This window comes from Erwinia sp. BNK-24-b (assembly GCF_047456155.1).
In the GTDB taxonomy this organism is placed as follows: Bacteria; Pseudomonadota; Gammaproteobacteria; order Enterobacterales; family Enterobacteriaceae; genus Erwinia; species Erwinia phyllosphaerae.
Genome location: NZ_CP179901.1, coordinates 3,483,099 through 3,499,591 on the forward strand (window position 1 = coordinate 3,483,099; position 16,493 = coordinate 3,499,591).

Sequence of the window (16,493 nt, forward strand, 5' to 3'; positions counted from 1 at the left end):
GTATATGGGGATGAATGTAAGACATTCAACGTTATGTGCGAGAGAAAAGTGAAAGGGAGAATATTTCTCCCTTTTTTGAGATAACCGCTTGGAATGATGTGGTTATTTATTCACCAGACGCCTGCTGCGTATCGCCCTTGCCGTAAATCAGCATCGGCTCCGACTCGCCCGCTATCACCGACTCGTCGATCACCACTTTTTCCACGTCGTCCATCGACGGCAGGTCATACATGGTGTCCAGCAGTGCACCTTCCACGATTGAACGCAGACCGCGCGCGCCGGTTTTACGCGACATCGCCTTGTCCGCTATCGCCTTCAGCGCTTCCTCGCGGAACTCCAGCTCCACGCCTTCCAGGTTAAACAGCGCCTGGTACTGCTTGATCAGCGCGTTCTTCGGCTCGCGCAGGATCTGGATCAGCGCTTCGGCGCTCAGCTCGGTCAGCGTTGCCACCACCGGCAGACGGCCGATGAATTCCGGGATCAGGCCGAACTTAATCAGGTCTTCCGGCTCGACCTGCGCCAGCAGCTCGCCTTCCGTCGCCTTTTCCGCCTTGCCTTTTACCGTTGCGCCAAAGCCGATGCCCGTTCCGGTATCCACGCGCTGTGAGACAACCTTATCCAGGCCCGCAAACGCGCCGCCGCAGATAAACAGGATTTTCGAGGTATCCACCTGCAAAAACTCCTGCTGAGGATGCTTGCGTCCGCCCTGCGGCGGTACTGCGGCCACCGTGCCTTCTATCAGCTTCAGCAGCGCCTGCTGCACGCCCTCGCCCGACACGTCACGCGTGATTGACGGGTTATCCGACTTGCGGGAAATCTTGTCGATTTCATCGATATAGACGATGCCGCGCTGCGCTTTCTGCACGTCGTAGTCGCATTTCTGCAGCAGCTTCTGGATGATGTTTTCCACGTCTTCGCCCACGTAGCCCGCTTCGGTCAGCGTGGTGGCGTCGGCCATGGTAAACGGCACGTCCAGCAGGCGCGCCAGCGTTTCCGCCAGCAGCGTTTTACCGCTACCCGTCGGGCCAATCAGCAGAATATTACTTTTGCCCAGCTCGATGCCGTTGCTGCTGTCGCCGTTGCGCAGGCGCTTGTAGTGGTTATAAACCGCCACCGACAGCACCTTCTTCGCGCGCTCCTGGCCGATGACGTAGTCGTCCAGATGCTCGCGGATTTCATGTGGCGTCGGCAGCGAACTGCGCTCGCGATGCGGCGCAACTTCTTTGATCTCTTCGCGAATGATGTCGTTACACAGATCGACACACTCGTCGCAAATATAGACTGACGGGCCGGCAATCAGCTTACGAACTTCATGCTGGCTTTTGCCGCAAAAAGAGCAGTACAGCAGCTTCCCTGAACCGTCTTTGCGCTTCTCTGTCATCAGTTAACCTCATGCCTTATCAACGGCCCTTACAGGCTGACTTAATCAATAGACCAGCACTTAATATAGCGCATTTTGGCGCTATTTTGTCAGCTAAAGCCCGCCCTTCTGTGCCTGTCTGTTGATATTTTTCTTTTTCGTCCACGCGCCATAAAACTATTTTTTAGCGCGTATTAAAAACGGCTTCTTTTATTAACCTGCTGTTTTGGATGGTAAAAAATCGCATGCGCGACAGTTGATTTAGCTGGTGGATGGATTATGCTAAACTCTTGTCACTTATACAGATCGTATCCGATGGAGTCTAAATAATGTCTCAGGAGCCAAAGAAAGAAAGCCCGGAAGAGAAATCCTCTCTGGCGCTTAACAAGTTACTGCAAGCCCGATCTGTGATCATTTCTGGCGAAATAGATCAGGCTCTGGCGGAGAAAGTGACCGCACAGCTGCTGATCCTGCAGGAAATGGGCGACGAGCCAATCAAGCTGTTTATCAACAGCCAGGGCGGCCACGTTGAAGCAGGCGATACCATCCATGACATGATCAAATTCGTGAAGCCTAAGGTTCAGGTTATTGGTACGGGCTGGGTAGCCAGCGCCGGCATCACTATTTTCCTGGCGGCAGAGAAAGAAGATCGTTATACGCTGCCCAACACGCGTTTTATGATCCACCAGCCGCTGGGCGGAGTCAGAGGCAAGGTTTCCGATATTGAAATTGAAGCCAACGAGCTGCTGCGCGCGCGTGACCGCATTAACCATCTGATCAGCAAGGCGACCGGTCAACCGCTGGAAAAAGTCGAGCAGGATACTGACAGCAACTACTGGATGGGGCCACAGCAGGCGATCGAATACGGCATCGCCAGCCACCTGATTACCCATTGGGATGAGCTGAAAGGTTAACCCACGCTGTTTTTCGCTAAAAAAAAGAGAGCCTGTTGGCTCTCTTTCTTTTTAGCATACCGGCTAATATTATTCGCCAGATGCCTGCTGCGTATCGCCCTTGCCGTAAATCAGCATCGGCTCCGACTCGCCCGCTATCACCGATTCGTCGATCACCACTTTTTCCACGTCGTCCATCGACGGCAGGTCATACATGGTGTCCAGCAGCGCACCTTCCACGATTGAACGCAGACCGCGCGCGCCGGTTTTACGCGACATCGCTTTGCCCGCTATCGCCTTCAGCGCTTCCTCGCGGAACTCCAGCTCCACGCCTTCCAGGTTAAACAGCGCCTGGTACTGCTTGGTCAGCGCGTTCTTCGGCTCGCGCAGGATCTGGATCAGCGCTTCTTCGCTCAGCTCGGTCAGCGTTGCCACCACCGGCAGACGGCCGATGAATTCCGGGATCAGGCCGAACTTGATCAGGTCTTCCGGCTCGACCTGCGCCAGCAGCTCGCCTTCCGTCGCCTTTTCCGCCTTGCCTTTTACCGTTGCGCCAAAGCCGATGCCCGTTCCGGTATCCACGCGCTGTGAGACAACCTTATCCAGGCCCGCAAACGCGCCGCCGCAGATAAACAGGATTTTTGAGGTATCCACCTGCAAAAACTCCTGCTGAGGATGCTTGCGTCCGCCCTGCGGCGGTACTGCGGCAACCGTGCCCTCTATCAGCTTCAGCAGCGCCTGCTGCACGCCCTCGCCCGACACGTCACGCGTGATTGACGGGTTATCCGACTTGCGGGAAATCTTGTCGATTTCATCGATATAGACGATGCCGCGCTGCGCTTTCTGCACGTCGTAGTCGCATTTCTGCAGCAGCTTCTGGATGATGTTTTCCACGTCTTCGCCCACGTAGCCCGCTTCGGTCAGCGTGGTGGCGTCGGCCATGGTAAACGGCACGTCCAGCAGACGCGCCAGCGTTTCCGCCAGCAGCGTTTTACCGCTACCCGTCGGGCCAATCAGCAGAATGTTACTTTTGCCCAGCTCGATGCCGTTGCTGCTGTCGCCGTTGCGCAGGCGCTTGTAGTGGTTATAAACCGCTACTGCCAACACCTTCTTCGCGCGCTCCTGGCCGATGACGTAGTCGTCCAGATGCTCGCGGATTTCATGTGGCGTCGGCAGCGAACTGCGCTCGCGGTGAGGCGCAACTTCTTTGATCTCTTCGCGAATGATGTCGTTACACAGATCGACACACTCGTCGCAGACATACACTGACGGGCCGGCAATCAGCTTGCGTACTTCATGCTGGCTTTTGCCGCAAAAAGAGCAGTACAGCAGCTTTCCTGAACCGTCTTTGCGTTTATCTGTCATTAACTTGCCCCTCTATTTTTACGCCGACGGCCTGCGCCATCAGCCTGCCCTCATTACGGCAGCACTCTTTTTCACCGACCAGGGCGGAAATTAGCCGCGCTGGTTCAGGATGGAATCTACCAGGCCATATTCCACTGCTTCGCTGGCTGACAGGAAGCGGTCGCGCTGGGTATCGCGCTCGATGGTCTCGACGCTCTGGCCGGTATGTTTAGCCATCAGCTCGTTCATCATCTGCTTGGTTTTGATAATTTCACGCGCGTGGATATCAATGTCTGACGCCTGACCCTGGAAGCCGCCCAGCGGCTGGTGGATCATCACTCGCGAGTGCGGCAGGCAGTAACGCTTGCCTTTTGCGCCTGCCGTCAGCAGGAAAGAACCCATCGAGCAGGCCTGGCCCATACAGATGGTGCTGACGTCAGGTTTAATAAATTGCATGGTGTCATAAATAGACATGCCCGCAGTAATCACGCCACCAGGAGAGTTGATATAAAGGTGGATATCTTTTTCCGGGTTTTCCGCTTCCAGAAACAGCATCTGCGCGACGATCAGATTCGCCATATGATCTTCGACCTGACCGGTCAGGAAGATAATGCGTTCTTTCAGCAGGCGGGAAAAGATATCGTAAGAACGCTCTCCGCGAGAAGTTTGTTCGACCACCATCGGCACCAGCGCCATGTGAGGTGCTGTTTGTTCACGTTCGCCATTGTATGACATTACCGTCTCCTGGATAAATTTCATTTGGCAACACTACCAATTCTACTTGAGAGCGTTCCGGAACACTATGTCCCCAACTTCGTTCACCGAAAGCTATCGGCGACCCTGAAGCCGTGTAACTTTTCTATCTGGGGATGCAGCCCCGCTAATTCAAGCATAACAACGTTTTTCTCAACTGCTAACCAGGAAAAGTAGCATAGTCGATAATTTGCCGGTTTAATGAACGAATAAGGCCCATATTACGGCTCGTGGCGGCGGATAAATAAAAAAAGCCCGCGGTCATTACGGCCACGGGCTTTACTTTATCCTAAAATATCAGACGATCAGGCCGGTTGGGTCTGGTTCATCAGTTCCTGGAAATTAGTTTCTTTCTCGGTGACTTTTGCTTTTTCCAGCACGGCTTCCACCGCCTGCTCTTCCAGAGCCACGTTGCGCATGTTGTTCATCAGCTCGTTGTTCTTGCTGTAGAACTCGATGACTTCTGATGGATCTTCGTAAGCGGACGCCATCTCTTCGATCAGGGTCTTCACGCGATCTTCATCAGCTTTCAGCTCGTGGGTGCGAATCACTTCGCCCAGCAGCAGACCAACCATCACGCGGCGCTTAGCCTGCTCTTCGAACAGCTCACGAGGCAGTTCCAGAGCCTGCTGCTCGTTGCCGCCGAAACGCTGTGCAGCCTGACGCTTCAGCACGTCGATTTCGCTGTCGATCAGCGCAGCCGGCACGTCGATTTCGTTAGCGTTAACCAGACCGTCGATAGCCTGAGTCTTCACACGGTTACGCACGGCGCCTTTCAGCTCGCGCTCCATGTTTTTACGCACTTCGGTACGCAGACCCGCTACGGAGCCATCTTCCACGCCGAAACGCTTGATGAACTCTTCGGTGAATTCCGGCAGCTCGCGCTCTTCAACTTTCTTCAGCACGATTTCAAACTTCGCTGCTTTCCCTTTCAGGTTTTCAGCGTGGTAATCTTCCGGGAAGTTCACGTCGATGGTAAAGGTTTCGCCCGCTTTGTGGCCAACGATACCGTCTTCAAAGCCCGGGATCATACGACCCTGGCCCATGGCCAGCACGAAGTCAGACGCTTTGCCGCCTTCGAACTCTTCGCCGTCAACAGAGCCGGAGAAGTCGATGGTAGCGCGGTCTTCAGCTTCTGCTGCGCGGTCGGTCTCTTTCCAGGTGGCCTGCTGCTTGCGCAGCGTGTCCAGCATGGTGTCAACGTCTTCGTCGGTCACGGAGACAACCGGTTTTTCAACTTCGATTGCTTCCAGACCTTTCAGCTCAACTTCCGGATAAACTTCGAACTCGACAGAGTAGGTGAAGTCTTCGCCGGTTTTGTATTCGCCCGGCACGTAGTTTGGCGCGCCAGCCGGATTGATCTTTTCTTTGATGATCGCATCAACAAAGTTACGCTGCATCAGATCGCCCAGAACGTCCTGGCGAACGGAAGCGCCGTAACGCTGTGCAACGACGGTCATCGGCACTTTCCCTTTGCGGAAGCCGTCGATGCGTACTTTTTTAGATACGCTGACCAGCTCATTTTTCACCGCGTTTTCGATCACATCTTTAGCAACGGTAATCGTAACGCGACGGCCCAGGCCCTGAGTTGTTTCTACTGAAACTTGCATCTTATTACCTCAATAAATCACGTGCTCGGTCAACTTCAGACTCGCTTTACATCAATGATATAAAGGAAGACTAAGAACCGGGACGGCCTCTGATGTCAGAACCGCATTCCCTGTTGCCAGAAGCGTCCCGAAGACATTCGGAAAAACAGACGCAGCATTATAGCGGCAACGTCAAAGCGAGTCGAGGCTGCCGCACGCTGGCATTTCGTTAAGCTTCACGCTTTTTGCACCCGAAAGCCGTAAAAAAAGCAATGGACAGGGCTTTTTCGTCCAGAAACAACAAAGCGGCCCGCAGGCCGCTTCAGATTTTAAGCGTTTTTCTCAGGCCAGCGTACCGGCTCCGCGACAGTTGGGCGAGGCCGGTACGGTATCCTGTAATCCCGCCCACTCTTTCACGGTATAGGTATGCAGCGCCAGCGCGTGGACGCTTCCCGCCAGTTCGTCTGCCAGCGCGCTATAAATAGCACGGTGCCGCATCAGAAATCGCTGGTTAAGAAAGCTGTCGCTGACGATGACCACTTTAAAATGGCTTTCTGCTCCTGCCGGAACGTTGTGCCGGTAACTTTCGTCATGAACTTCCAGATGCACGGGTGCAAAGGCCGTTCTTAACTTTTCTTCTATTTGTTCGCGGATCATAACAACACTCCTCTACGATCTGATGCGCCCCATCTCTTTAAATACTAGCCGGATTTCGCCGTCTGCCGATTCGTTTTACAGAAAAATAGCGGCCGGAAAGCCCGCTACTGTGCATTCTCTGGTTTACGGCTGCAACTGCTTACGCGATAAAAGATGGCCGACGCGTGAAAAGCGGCAGGTTAAAAAAATGTAAGGGGATGAATTTGCGCGCGGACAGGGCTTCCTCTTGTTTCAGGCAATGATATGATGACCGCGGTTTGTCGGCACTACACCCCATAAAATCGAGAAGATAAGCATGCTAAAAAAATTATTTTTCCCCCTGCTGGCCGTTTTTATGCTGGCCGGCTGCGCAACCAGCAGCAACACACTGAATATTTCGCCAGCCATTAAGCTTCCGCAGCAGGATCCGAGCCTGATGGGCATTACCGTCAGCATTAACGGTGCCGATCAGCGTAGCGATCGCGCCCTGGCGAAAGTTAACCGCGATGGTCAGCTGGTTACGCTTACGCCTTCACGCGATCTGCGTTTCCTGCTGCAGGAAGTGCTGGAGAAACAAATGGGCGCGCGCGGCTATATGATTGGGCCAAACGGCGCGGTTGACCTGCAAATCGTGGTTAACAACCTTTATGCCGACGTAACCCAGGGTAACGTGCGCTACAGCATCACCACGAAAGCCGATATTTCGATTATCGCCACGGCGAAAAACGGCAGCAAGCAGGTGAAAAACTACCGCCAGACCTACAGCGTTGAAGGGGCTTTCAACGCCACCAACGATAAGATTACCAACGCGGTTAACTCCACGCTGGGCGATGTGATTGAAGATATGGCTCAGGACACCAGCATCCACGAGTTTATCAAGCAGAACGCCCGTTAATCTCCTGCCCGCCTGACGGCGGGCATCGTTTTAAGGTTTGTATGCCCAGTCACTATCTGCACATCTTTACCCGCCGCAACGCCGCGCTTCTGCTTCTGCTGGGTTTCTCTTCCGGTTTACCGCTGGCGTTGACCTCCGGCACGCTGCAGGCCTGGATGGCCGTTGAGAACATCGATATCAAAACCATCGGCTTTTTTTCCCTTGTCGGGCAAGCCTACGTTTTTAAATTTCTGTGGTCACCGCTGATGGATCGCTATACGCCGCCTTTTCTCGGGCGTCGTCGCGGCTGGCTGCTGATCACCCAGCTGCTGCTGATTGTCGGTATTGCACTGATGGGCTTTATGCAGCCAGACCGTGACCTGACGCTGCTGGCGTCGCTGGCCGTGCTGGTCGCTTTCTGCTCCGCCTCGCAGGATATTGTCTTCGACGCCTGGAAAACGGATATTTTGCCAGCCGAAGAACGCGGTAGCGGCGCCGCCATCAGCGTTTTCGGCTATCGACTGGCGATGCTGGTTTCCGGTGGACTTGCGCTGTGGCTGGCCGACCGCTTTCTCGGCTGGCATGCCATCTGGTGGCTGATGGCCGCGATGATGGTGCCTGGCCTGATTGCCACGCTGCTGGCCAAAGAGCCGAGCGAAGCCGTGGTTCAGCCACGCACGCTGGAAGAGGCCGTCATCGCACCTTTACGCGATTTCTTTACCCGCAATAATGCCTGGCTGATCCTGTCTTTGATCGTCCTTTATAAGCTTGGCGACGCCTTTGCCGCCAGCCTGACAACGATTTTTCTAATCCGCGGCGTGGGTTTTGACGCCGGAGACGTTGGCCTGGTTAACAAAACTCTTGGCCTGTTTGCGACGATCCTTGGCGCATTGTATGGCGGCGTGCTGATGCAGCGGCTGAGCCTTTATCGCGCGCTGATGCTGTTTGGCATTCTGCAGGCGCTTTCCAATATGGCTTACTGGCTGCTGTCGGTCACCGATAAGCACCTGTACAGCATGGCTGCTGCCGTATTTGCAGAAAACCTTTGCGGCGGAATGGGCACGGCGGCCTTTGTCGCCCTGCTGATGACGTTATGCAATAAGTCGTTTTCCGCCACGCAGTTCGCTCTGCTTTCGGCACTTGCCGCCGTTGGCCGCGTCTATGTCGGGCCGGTGGCAGGCTGGTTTGTGGAAAGCTGGGGCTGGCCGACGTTTTATGCCTTTTCCGTCGCCGCCGCGCTGCCTGGCCTGATTTTGCTGGCCGGCTGTAAGCGCACGCTGGATCGGGCGCAGCATGCGGAGTTTGTGCCGCGTACGCTGTGGCCGCAAGCCTATCGCTGGGCGATCCGCCTGCTGCTGCTGGGCTGCGCGCTTGCCGCTGGCGGGCTGATCCTGCTGGCGCTTGGCGCAACCGGCCTGCTGCACAGTAACCCTCTGCTCAGCCCGCTCTTCAGCAGCGCGGCAGGCTTTGGGCTGGCAGGCGTCGTGCTGGGTACGCTACTGGATTACCTGGCCGGTCGGCAAACGGCCTGAGTCAGAAGCGATATTCCGCGCCCAGCCAGTACTGACGCCCTGACTCGTAAAAGCCTTCCGTCAGGGCGTACTTTTTATCAAAAACGTTATTGATTGCCGCGTTCAGGTTCCAGCCCGCGCCCGGACTAAGCTCTGCACGCAGATGCGTCAGGGCAAAGCCCGCCGCCTTTTGTTTTGCGGTGCTGTCGCTATAGCTGAATGAACGCGCTTCTTCAGTGATACTCAACCCCCAGCAGCGCGGTTTGCCCACAGGCGGGACGAAAAGTCGAATAGCGCTCTTTTAACGTGGGAAAACGGCTGCGATCGGAAGGTTTCGCCGGTCATCCCACAGTCGATAATCAGATTGGGCTTTAGCAACATCAACTGCTCCAGTTAAGCGTTATATAAGGCACTACACAGAGAATTACCCCATGTGTTGTCAACCGGAAAATAATAACAGATCGAAATAGTGTGGCGTTGCTCACAAAAAGAAGGCGAGTCTACAGCAAACAGGCTGCGTCAGACAGGCAACTTAAGGCAAACTACGTGGCCTGAGGAAAGCGGGCAGACGTACTAAAAAGCAGCATTTATATTAGTGGTTCTACTACGAAAGCAATATATGCTGCCCGAACGCTTCCCATAGCAGAAAAATCACTAACAGCAACGTAACAAATGCGCTTTTTTTATCGCTAAAAACAGGGGCGAGTCGCCGTATATTTGACCGCTTTTTAACAATTGTGCCGCTTCGCTAATAAAGCGCCATCCGTTATTTCTTAAAGATTCTCGCCTTTACATTTACATCTAAATGCCAAATAAAAACCGCTGCGAAACTATTTCTGCTAATTTGATTTAGATCAATTGATACAGATATGTTAAATAAATGAGTACCATTTTCGCTGTTTATAGCATCCACGATTTTTGAAAGGGCTTTTCCATCTGTTTTTGTTATATTGAGGCCAAAGCCTTGCTGTTATTCATATTTTGTCACCCTCCGCAACATCTGTGACAGTGTTTGCAAAAGGTGTCAACGCCTTGCTGACACAAGCTGTTGCTGGTTTACAGTACTGAAACGTTCCCGTAAAATGCCGCCACACTTAAACGACAATAGAGCCCTTGTCATTGAGGTCGTTAAATGAGACTCAGGAAATACAATAAAAGTTTGGGGATTTTGTCATTAATCGCAGGCACTGTATTGTTAAGTGGCTGTGATAGTGCATTGTTAAATCCCAAGGGACAGGTTGCACTGGAGCAACGTTCGCTGATACTGACAGCCTTTGGCTTGATGATGATCGTCGTTATTCCTGCAGTCCTGATGGCCGTAGTATTCGCCTGGAAATATCGGGCATCCAATACTAATGCGAAATACAGCCCTAACTGGTCACACTCGAATAAAGTGGAAGCCGTGGTTTGGACTGTGCCGATCTTAATCATTCTCTTTCTTGGTGTTCTCACGTGGAAATCAACCCACGCGCTGGAACCAAGTAAACCACTGGCTTCCGATGTGAAACCGGTCGAGATTGATGTGGTCGCGCTGGACTGGAAATGGCTGTTTATCTACCCTGAACAGGGTATTGCAACCGTTAACCAGATCGCTTTCCCGGCTAATACACCAGTGACCTTTAAGATCACATCTAACTCCGTAATGAACTCCTTCTTCATTCCTACCCTCGGTAGCCAGATTTACGCTATGGCGGGCATGCAGACTGAACTGCATCTGATTGCGAATGAAGCCGGTACGTTTGACGGTATCTCCTCTAACTTCAGTGGTCGCGGCTTCTCTGGCATGAAGTTTAAAGCAATCGCCACGCCTGATAATGCGTCTTTCAATCAGTGGGTAGCGAAAGCCAAAGAGTCCTCTAACCAGCTGATGACCATGGATGATTTCGAGAAACTGGCTGCGCCAAGCGAAAACCATCCGGTTGAGTTCTTCTCCACGGCGAATCCTGAATTGTTCAAGCAGGTTATTGGCAAATTCAAGATGAACCACGGGAACATGAACACGCCAGCGCACGAAGGCATGGACATGAACGAAGCCTCTCATGCGGGAGCCGAGGAATAATACGATGTTGGGAAAATTAACCCTTGATGCAGTTCCGTACCACGAGCCGATTATCGTGGTTACGGTTGCCGCCATCATTCTTGGTGGTCTGGCCGTTGCTGGAGCGATCACTTACTTCGGTAAGTGGCAATACCTGTGGTCTGAATGGCTGACGTCAGTTGACCACAAAAAACTCGGTATCATGTATATCATCGTGGCTTTCGTCATGCTGCTGCGCGGCTTTGCCGATGCGGTCATGATGCGTAGCCAACAGGTGCTGGCTTCGGCTGGCGGGCCCGGCTTCCTGCCGCCTCATCACTACGACCAGATCTTTACCGCGCACGGCGTGATTATGATCTTCTTCGTAGCGATGCCGTTCGTTATCGGTCTGATGAACATTGCTGTTCCTTTACAGATCGGCGCGCGCGACGTGGCCTTCCCTTTCCTGAACAACCTGAGCTTCTGGTTCACGGCTGTCGGTGTGGTGCTGGTTAACCTGTCACTGGGCGTGGGCGAATTTGCTCAGACCGGCTGGCTGGCTTATCCGCCGCTTTCCGGCGCGGAGTACAGTCCGGGGGTCGGGGTTGACTACTGGATATGGAGTCTGCAGCTTTCCGGTATCGGGACGACATTAACAGGCATTAACTTCTTCGTTACTATCCTGAGAATGCGTGCACCGGGCATGACCATGTTCAAAATGCCTGTTTTCACCTGGGCATCGCTGTGTACTAACGTGCTGATCATCGTCTCCTTCCCGGTTCTGACCGTGACGCTGGCGCTGCTGACCCTTGACCGTTATCTGGGCTTCCATTTCTTCACCAATGAAATGGGCGGCAACATGATGATGTACGTCAACCTGATTTGGGTTTGGGGACATCCGGAAGTATACATCCTGGTTCTGCCGGTCTTCGGCGTCTTCTCTGAAGTCGTTGCGACCTTCTCGAAAAAACGTCTGTTTGGTTACACCTCGCTGGTTTGGGCAACGGTGGTTATTACCGTCCTTTCCTTCATCGTGTGGCTGCACCACTTCTTTACGATGGGTGCCGGCGCGAACGTTAACGCCTTCTTCGGTATCATGACGATGATTATCGCCATTCCGACCGGTGTTAAAATCTTTAACTGGCTGTTCACCATGTACCAGGGCCGCATTCAGATGCACTCTGCGATGCTGTGGACCGTAGGCTTCCTGGTCACCTTCTCCGTTGGTGGTATGACCGGTGTTCTGCTGGCGGTACCGGGTGCGGACTTCGTGCTGCACAACAGTCTGTTCCTGATTGCCCACTTCCATAACGTAATTATCGGTGGTGTGGTGTTCGGTTGTTTTGCTGGTGTGACCTACTGGTTCCCGAAAGCGTTCGGCTTCTGCCTGAACGAAAAATGGGGTATCCGTGCCTTCTGGTTCTGGATTATCGGCTTCTTCGTTGCTTTTATGCCGCTGTACGCGCTGGGCTTCATGGGGATGACCCGTCGTCTGAGCCAGAACATCGATCCACAGTTCCACCCTCTGCTGGTTGTTGCGGCATTCGGTGCGGCGCTGATCGCTTGTGGCGTACTGTGCCAGATCACTCAGTTCTGGGTATCCGTACGTGACCGCGAGCAGCTGCGCGATCTGACCGGTGACCCGTGGGGCGGTCGTACGCTGGAGTGGGCAACCTCTTCACCACCTCCGTTCTACAACTTTGCTGAAGTGCCTGTTATCCACGAGCGCGATGCGTTCTGGGAAATGAAAGAGAAAGGTGAAGCTTACAAACGTCCAGCTAAGTATGAAGAGATCCACATGCCGAAAAACAGCGGCGCGGGTGTCATCATCGGTGGTTTCAGCCTGGTGTTTGGTTTCGCTGCTATCTGGCACATCTGGTGGCTGGTAGGCGTGGCGTTCCTCGGAATGATCCTGACCTGGATTATTAAGAGCTTTGACGAAGACGTTGATTATTACGTTCCCGTTGCCGAGATCGAAAAAATCGAGAATCAGCACTTTGACGAAATTAGCAAAGCAGGCCTGAAAAATGTCAACTGAAACTCTGACTAAACACCACGACGCCCATGCGGAGCATGGGCATCACGATGCAGGAGCCAATAAGCTGTTTGGCTTCTGGATCTACCTGATGAGCGACTGCATTATCTTCGCAACGCTGTTTGCGACCTATGCGGTTATGGTCAACAGCACCGCTGGTGGCCCTGCAGGTAAAGATATTTTTGAACTGCCGTTTGTGCTGGTTGAAACCGCACTGCTGCTGGTCAGCTCCATTACCTACGGCTTTGCCGTTATCAGCATGGAAAAAGGCGCGAAAGGCGCCGTTCTGGGCTGGCTGGTGCTGACCTTCCTGTGTGGTATCGGCTTTATCTCGATGGAAATCTATGAGTTCCATCATCTGATCACAGAAGGCTTCGGCCCGCAGCGCAGCGGCTTCCTGTCCGGCTTCTTTACGCTGGTTGGTACGCACGGTCTGCACGTGACCTGTGGTTTGATCTGGATGCTGGTGATGATGTATCAGGTGGCCACTAAGGGCCTGACTTCCACCAACCACACCCGTCTGATGTGCCTGAGCATGTTCTGGCACTTCCTGGATGTGGTCTGGATCTGTGTGTTCACCATCGTTTACCTGCTGGGGGTCATTTAATGAGCAAAACATTAAGCGATCATGGTACCTCTCACGGTAACGTGAAGACCTATATGATCGGCTTTATTCTGTCGATCATTCTGACTGCGATTCCATTCTGGATCGTCATGGAAGGCGGCGCGTCTAAAACGACGATGCTGGCCGTGGTAGTGATTGCAGCCGTGGTACAGGTGCTGGTGCATCTGTATTACTTCCTGCACCTCAGCACCTCGACCGATCAGCGCTGGAATCTGGTGGCAATCGTCTTTTCTGCCGTCATCATTCTGATTGTCGTAGTAGGCTCTATATGGATTATGTGGAACCTCAATTACAACATGATGGTCCGTTAAAGAGTCGCCTGTGATGATTAAGCAATACCTGCAAGTAACGAAACCAGGAATTATTTTCGGGAATTTAATTTCTGTCATCGGGGGATTCCTGCTGGCTTCTAAAGGCAGCATCGACTATTCCCTGTTTCTCACCACCTTAGTCGGCGTTTCGCTGGTGGTCGCATCGGGTTGTGTTTATAACAACTTTATTGACCGTGACATCGACGTAAAAATGGAGAGAACCAGAAACCGTGTGCTGGTAAAAGGCCTCATTTCCCCGACAGTCTCTCTGGTTTATGCAACCGTTCTGGGTATTGCTGGATTCGCGTTGCTGTATCTCGGAGCAAACCCGCTGGCCATGTGGCTGGCGGTAATGGGCTTTGTGATTTATGTCGGCGTTTACAGCCTGTATATGAAGCGCAAGTCCGTTTACGGCACGCTGATTGGCAGCCTGTCTGGCGCAGCGCCACCGGTTATCGGTTACTGCGCCGTCAGCAACCAGTTCGATGCTGGCGCGCTGATCCTGCTGGCTATCTTTAGCCTGTGGCAGATGCCGCATTCCTATGCGATTGCCATCTTCCGCTTTAAAGATTACCAGGCAGCGAATATCCCGGTTCTGCCGGTGGTAAAAGGTATCTCCGTAGCTAAAAACCATATTACGCTGTATATCCTGGCGTTTATGGTGGCGACGCTGATGCTGACGCTGGTGGGATACGCGGGCTATAAGTATCTGATCGTTGCCGCAGCCGTGAGCGTCTGGTGGCTGGGAATGGCGCTGTCGGGCTACAAGACGCAGAACGATCGCGTCTGGGCACGTAAGCTGTTCGTTTTCTCCATCGTCGCCATCACTGCACTGAGCGTTATGATGTCGGTAGACTTTATGACGCCGGCCTCAAAGGACCTGCTGACCTACGTCTGGTAAGCATTCCTGTTGCAGTTCTGTTAAGGGCGCGTGATACCTTAAAAGGGTATTACGCGCCCTTTCTTTTTGTTACCACTTTAATTAATAATAATTTTACCCCCCTGCCCCAACCCCTTAAAATATGCCTACCAGATAACCTGAGGTAGTAATGAACGATAATAAAATGACTCCGGTCGAACTGCGTGCGACATGGGGTTTGGGAACGGTATTCTCCCTGCGTATGCTGGGAATGTTTATGGTTCTTCCCGTCCTGACCACGTATGGCATGGCGTTACAGGGAGCAAGTGAGGCACTGATTGGGCTCGCCATCGGCATCTACGGTTTAGCGCAGGCCGTATTTCAAATTCCCTTTGGTCTGCTGTCCGACAGAATTGGCCGCAAGCCGCTGATCGTTGGCGGATTACTGATCTTCGTTTTAGGCAGCGTAATTGCCGCCATCACCACGTCTATTTGGGGCGTGATCCTGGGTCGTGCCTTGCAGGGTTCCGGCGCGATTGCGGCGGCGGTAATGGCGCTGCTTTCTGACCTGACGCGCGAGCAGAACCGCACCAAGGCGATGGCCTTTATCGGCATCAGCTTTGGGATTACCTTCGCTATCGCCATGGTACTTGGGCCTGTGATTACGCACGCGCTTGGCTTACATGCGCTGTTCTGGCTCATCGCCCTGCTGGCGAGCAGCGGTATTGTCATTACGCTGCTGGTGGTGCCTTCCGCTTCAAACCACATGCTCAACCGTGAATCGGGCATTGTGAAAGGCAGTTTCCGTGCGGTACTGGCCAACACTCGCCTGGTGAAGCTTAACTTTGGCATTATGTGCCTGCACATTTTGCTGATGTCGAGTTTTGTGGCGCTGCCTGGCGAATTTGAGCAGGCGGGCTTTCCTGCCGAGCAGCACTGGAAAATCTATTTGATTACCATGCTGATTGCTTTCTGCGGCGTGATCCCTTTTATTATCTATGCCGAAGTGAAGCGTCAGATGAAGCGGGTTTTCGTTGCCTGCGTGGCGATTATTTTAATTGCCGAAATTATCCTGTGGGGCGCGGGTAACCACTTCTGGACGCTGGTTGTTGGCGTACAGCTGTTCTTTGTTGGCTTTAACCTGATGGAAGCGATTCTGCCTTCGCTGATCAGCAAAGAATCGCCGCCGGGCTATAAAGGCACCGCGATGGGCGTCTACTCCACCAGCCAGTTTATTGGCGTAGCGGTAGGCGGCAGCCTGGGTGGCTGGCTGTATGGCCATTTTGACGCCTCGACGGTCTTTGTCGTGGGTGCGATCATTGCGGCTGTCTGGCTGCTGGTCAGCTGCACTATGCAGGAGCCGCCTTACGTCAGCAGCCTGCGTATCGTGCTGCGCGATGAGAACGTTGATGCCGCCCTGCTGGAGAAACGCCTGAAGGCGCAGCCGGGCGTGGCCGCCGTCTTTATCGTGCCGGAAGAGCGTAGCGCCTATGTGAAAATTGACAGCAAGGTGACTAACCGTCCGGAGCTGGAAGCGCTGGTCGGCAGTTGCTAATGTTGTTCACTGGTTAAGTTTGTCAGCAATCTGGAAGGGGGTTTACGACCCCCTCTCCCCTCCCCCTTCCCTCGGCTATTTTTGACCTGAGTCATCTCGCGACCAGATACCTTTGCTAAATGATAATGATT

General features: G+C 53.3%; 15 protein-coding genes. 9 read left to right on the forward strand and 6 right to left on the reverse strand.

Annotation, left to right across the window (positions count from 1 at the left end):
- Window positions 1–106: 106 nt before the first annotated feature.
- Window positions 107–1,381: an ATP-dependent protease ATP-binding subunit ClpX gene (gene clpX, locus ACMGGR_RS15955; protein WP_246758558.1), complete on the reverse strand. Its 1,275-nt coding sequence runs from the start codon at window positions 1,379–1,381 to the stop codon at window positions 107–109.
- Between the two features lie 308 nt (window positions 1,382–1,689).
- On the opposite strand from clpX (ACMGGR_RS15955), the gene ACMGGR_RS15960 reads away from it, so the two are divergent.
- On the forward strand, window positions 1,690–2,274 hold the full coding sequence (locus ACMGGR_RS15960; protein ID WP_246758557.1) for an ATP-dependent Clp protease proteolytic subunit: 585 nt from the start codon (window positions 1,690–1,692) through the stop codon (window positions 2,272–2,274).
- 69 nt (window positions 2,275–2,343) lie between these two features.
- On the opposite strand, the gene clpX (ACMGGR_RS15965) is transcribed toward ACMGGR_RS15960, so the two are convergent.
- The 4 genes from clpX (ACMGGR_RS15965) to bolA all read right to left on the reverse strand — a co-directional run bounded on the left by clpX (ACMGGR_RS15965) (window position 2,344) and on the right by bolA (window position 6,596).
- Complete coding sequence (gene clpX, locus ACMGGR_RS15965; RefSeq protein WP_246758556.1) at window positions 2,344–3,618, reverse strand: ATP-dependent protease ATP-binding subunit ClpX; 1,275 nt, start codon at window positions 3,616–3,618, stop codon at window positions 2,344–2,346.
- 90 nt (window positions 3,619–3,708) lie between these two features.
- Window positions 3,709–4,332 (reverse strand): ATP-dependent Clp endopeptidase proteolytic subunit ClpP, encoded by a 624-nt coding sequence (gene clpP, locus ACMGGR_RS15970; RefSeq protein ID WP_246758555.1) that lies wholly within the window; start codon window positions 4,330–4,332, stop codon window positions 3,709–3,711.
- 323 nt (window positions 4,333–4,655) lie between these two features.
- Window positions 4,656–5,960: a trigger factor gene (gene tig / locus ACMGGR_RS15975; protein WP_246758554.1), complete on the reverse strand. Its 1,305-nt coding sequence runs from the start codon at window positions 5,958–5,960 to the stop codon at window positions 4,656–4,658.
- A 321-nt stretch (window positions 5,961–6,281) separates the two neighbouring features.
- Window positions 6,282–6,596, reverse strand: a complete 315-nt coding sequence (bolA, locus tag ACMGGR_RS15980; protein ID WP_246758553.1) for a transcriptional regulator BolA — start codon at window positions 6,594–6,596, stop codon at window positions 6,282–6,284.
- A 295-nt stretch (window positions 6,597–6,891) separates the two neighbouring features.
- Here bolA and ACMGGR_RS15985 point away from each other — a divergent pair, with 295 nt between their 5' ends.
- Together ACMGGR_RS15985 and ampG are read left to right on the forward strand one after the other, a co-directional pair.
- Window positions 6,892–7,470, forward strand: coding sequence for a lipoprotein (locus ACMGGR_RS15985; protein WP_246758552.1), 579 nt, complete (start codon window positions 6,892–6,894; stop codon window positions 7,468–7,470).
- 41 nt (window positions 7,471–7,511) lie between these two features.
- Entirely contained in the window at window positions 7,512–8,981 is a 1,470-nt protein-coding gene (gene ampG, locus ACMGGR_RS15990) for a muropeptide MFS transporter AmpG (protein ID WP_414147315.1), read from the forward strand.
- Between the two features lies 1 nt (window position 8,982).
- On the opposite strand, the gene ACMGGR_RS15995 is transcribed toward ampG, so the two are convergent.
- Window positions 8,983–9,207, reverse strand: coding sequence for a hypothetical protein (locus tag ACMGGR_RS15995; protein ID WP_414147316.1), 225 nt, complete (start codon window positions 9,205–9,207; stop codon window positions 8,983–8,985).
- Window positions 9,208–10,092: 885 nt separating this feature from the next.
- On the opposite strand from ACMGGR_RS15995, the gene cyoA reads away from it, so the two are divergent.
- From cyoA to ACMGGR_RS16025, 6 genes are all read left to right on the forward strand, one after another.
- Entirely contained in the window at window positions 10,093–11,019 is a 927-nt protein-coding gene (gene cyoA / locus ACMGGR_RS16000) for a cytochrome o ubiquinol oxidase subunit II (RefSeq protein WP_246758544.1), read from the forward strand.
- Between the two features lie 4 nt (window positions 11,020–11,023).
- Window positions 11,024–13,015, forward strand: coding sequence for a cytochrome o ubiquinol oxidase subunit I (gene cyoB, locus ACMGGR_RS16005; RefSeq protein WP_246758543.1), 1,992 nt, complete (start codon window positions 11,024–11,026; stop codon window positions 13,013–13,015).
- Window positions 13,005–13,619: a cytochrome o ubiquinol oxidase subunit III gene (locus ACMGGR_RS16010; protein WP_246758542.1), complete on the forward strand. Its 615-nt coding sequence runs from the start codon at window positions 13,005–13,007 to the stop codon at window positions 13,617–13,619. Before cyoB ends, ACMGGR_RS16010 begins: the two co-directional genes overlap by 11 nt.
- Entirely contained in the window at window positions 13,619–13,948 is a 330-nt protein-coding gene (locus ACMGGR_RS16015) for a cytochrome o ubiquinol oxidase subunit IV (RefSeq protein ID WP_125288421.1), read from the forward strand. The genes ACMGGR_RS16010 and ACMGGR_RS16015 overlap by 1 nt, the downstream gene beginning before the upstream one ends.
- A gap of 13 nt (window positions 13,949–13,961) precedes the next feature.
- Window positions 13,962–14,849, forward strand: coding sequence for a heme o synthase (gene cyoE, locus ACMGGR_RS16020; protein WP_246758683.1), 888 nt, complete (start codon window positions 13,962–13,964; stop codon window positions 14,847–14,849).
- 148 nt (window positions 14,850–14,997) lie between these two features.
- Window positions 14,998–16,362: an MFS transporter gene (locus ACMGGR_RS16025; protein WP_414147317.1), complete on the forward strand. Its 1,365-nt coding sequence runs from the start codon at window positions 14,998–15,000 to the stop codon at window positions 16,360–16,362.
- Window positions 16,363–16,493 lie beyond the last annotated feature (131 nt).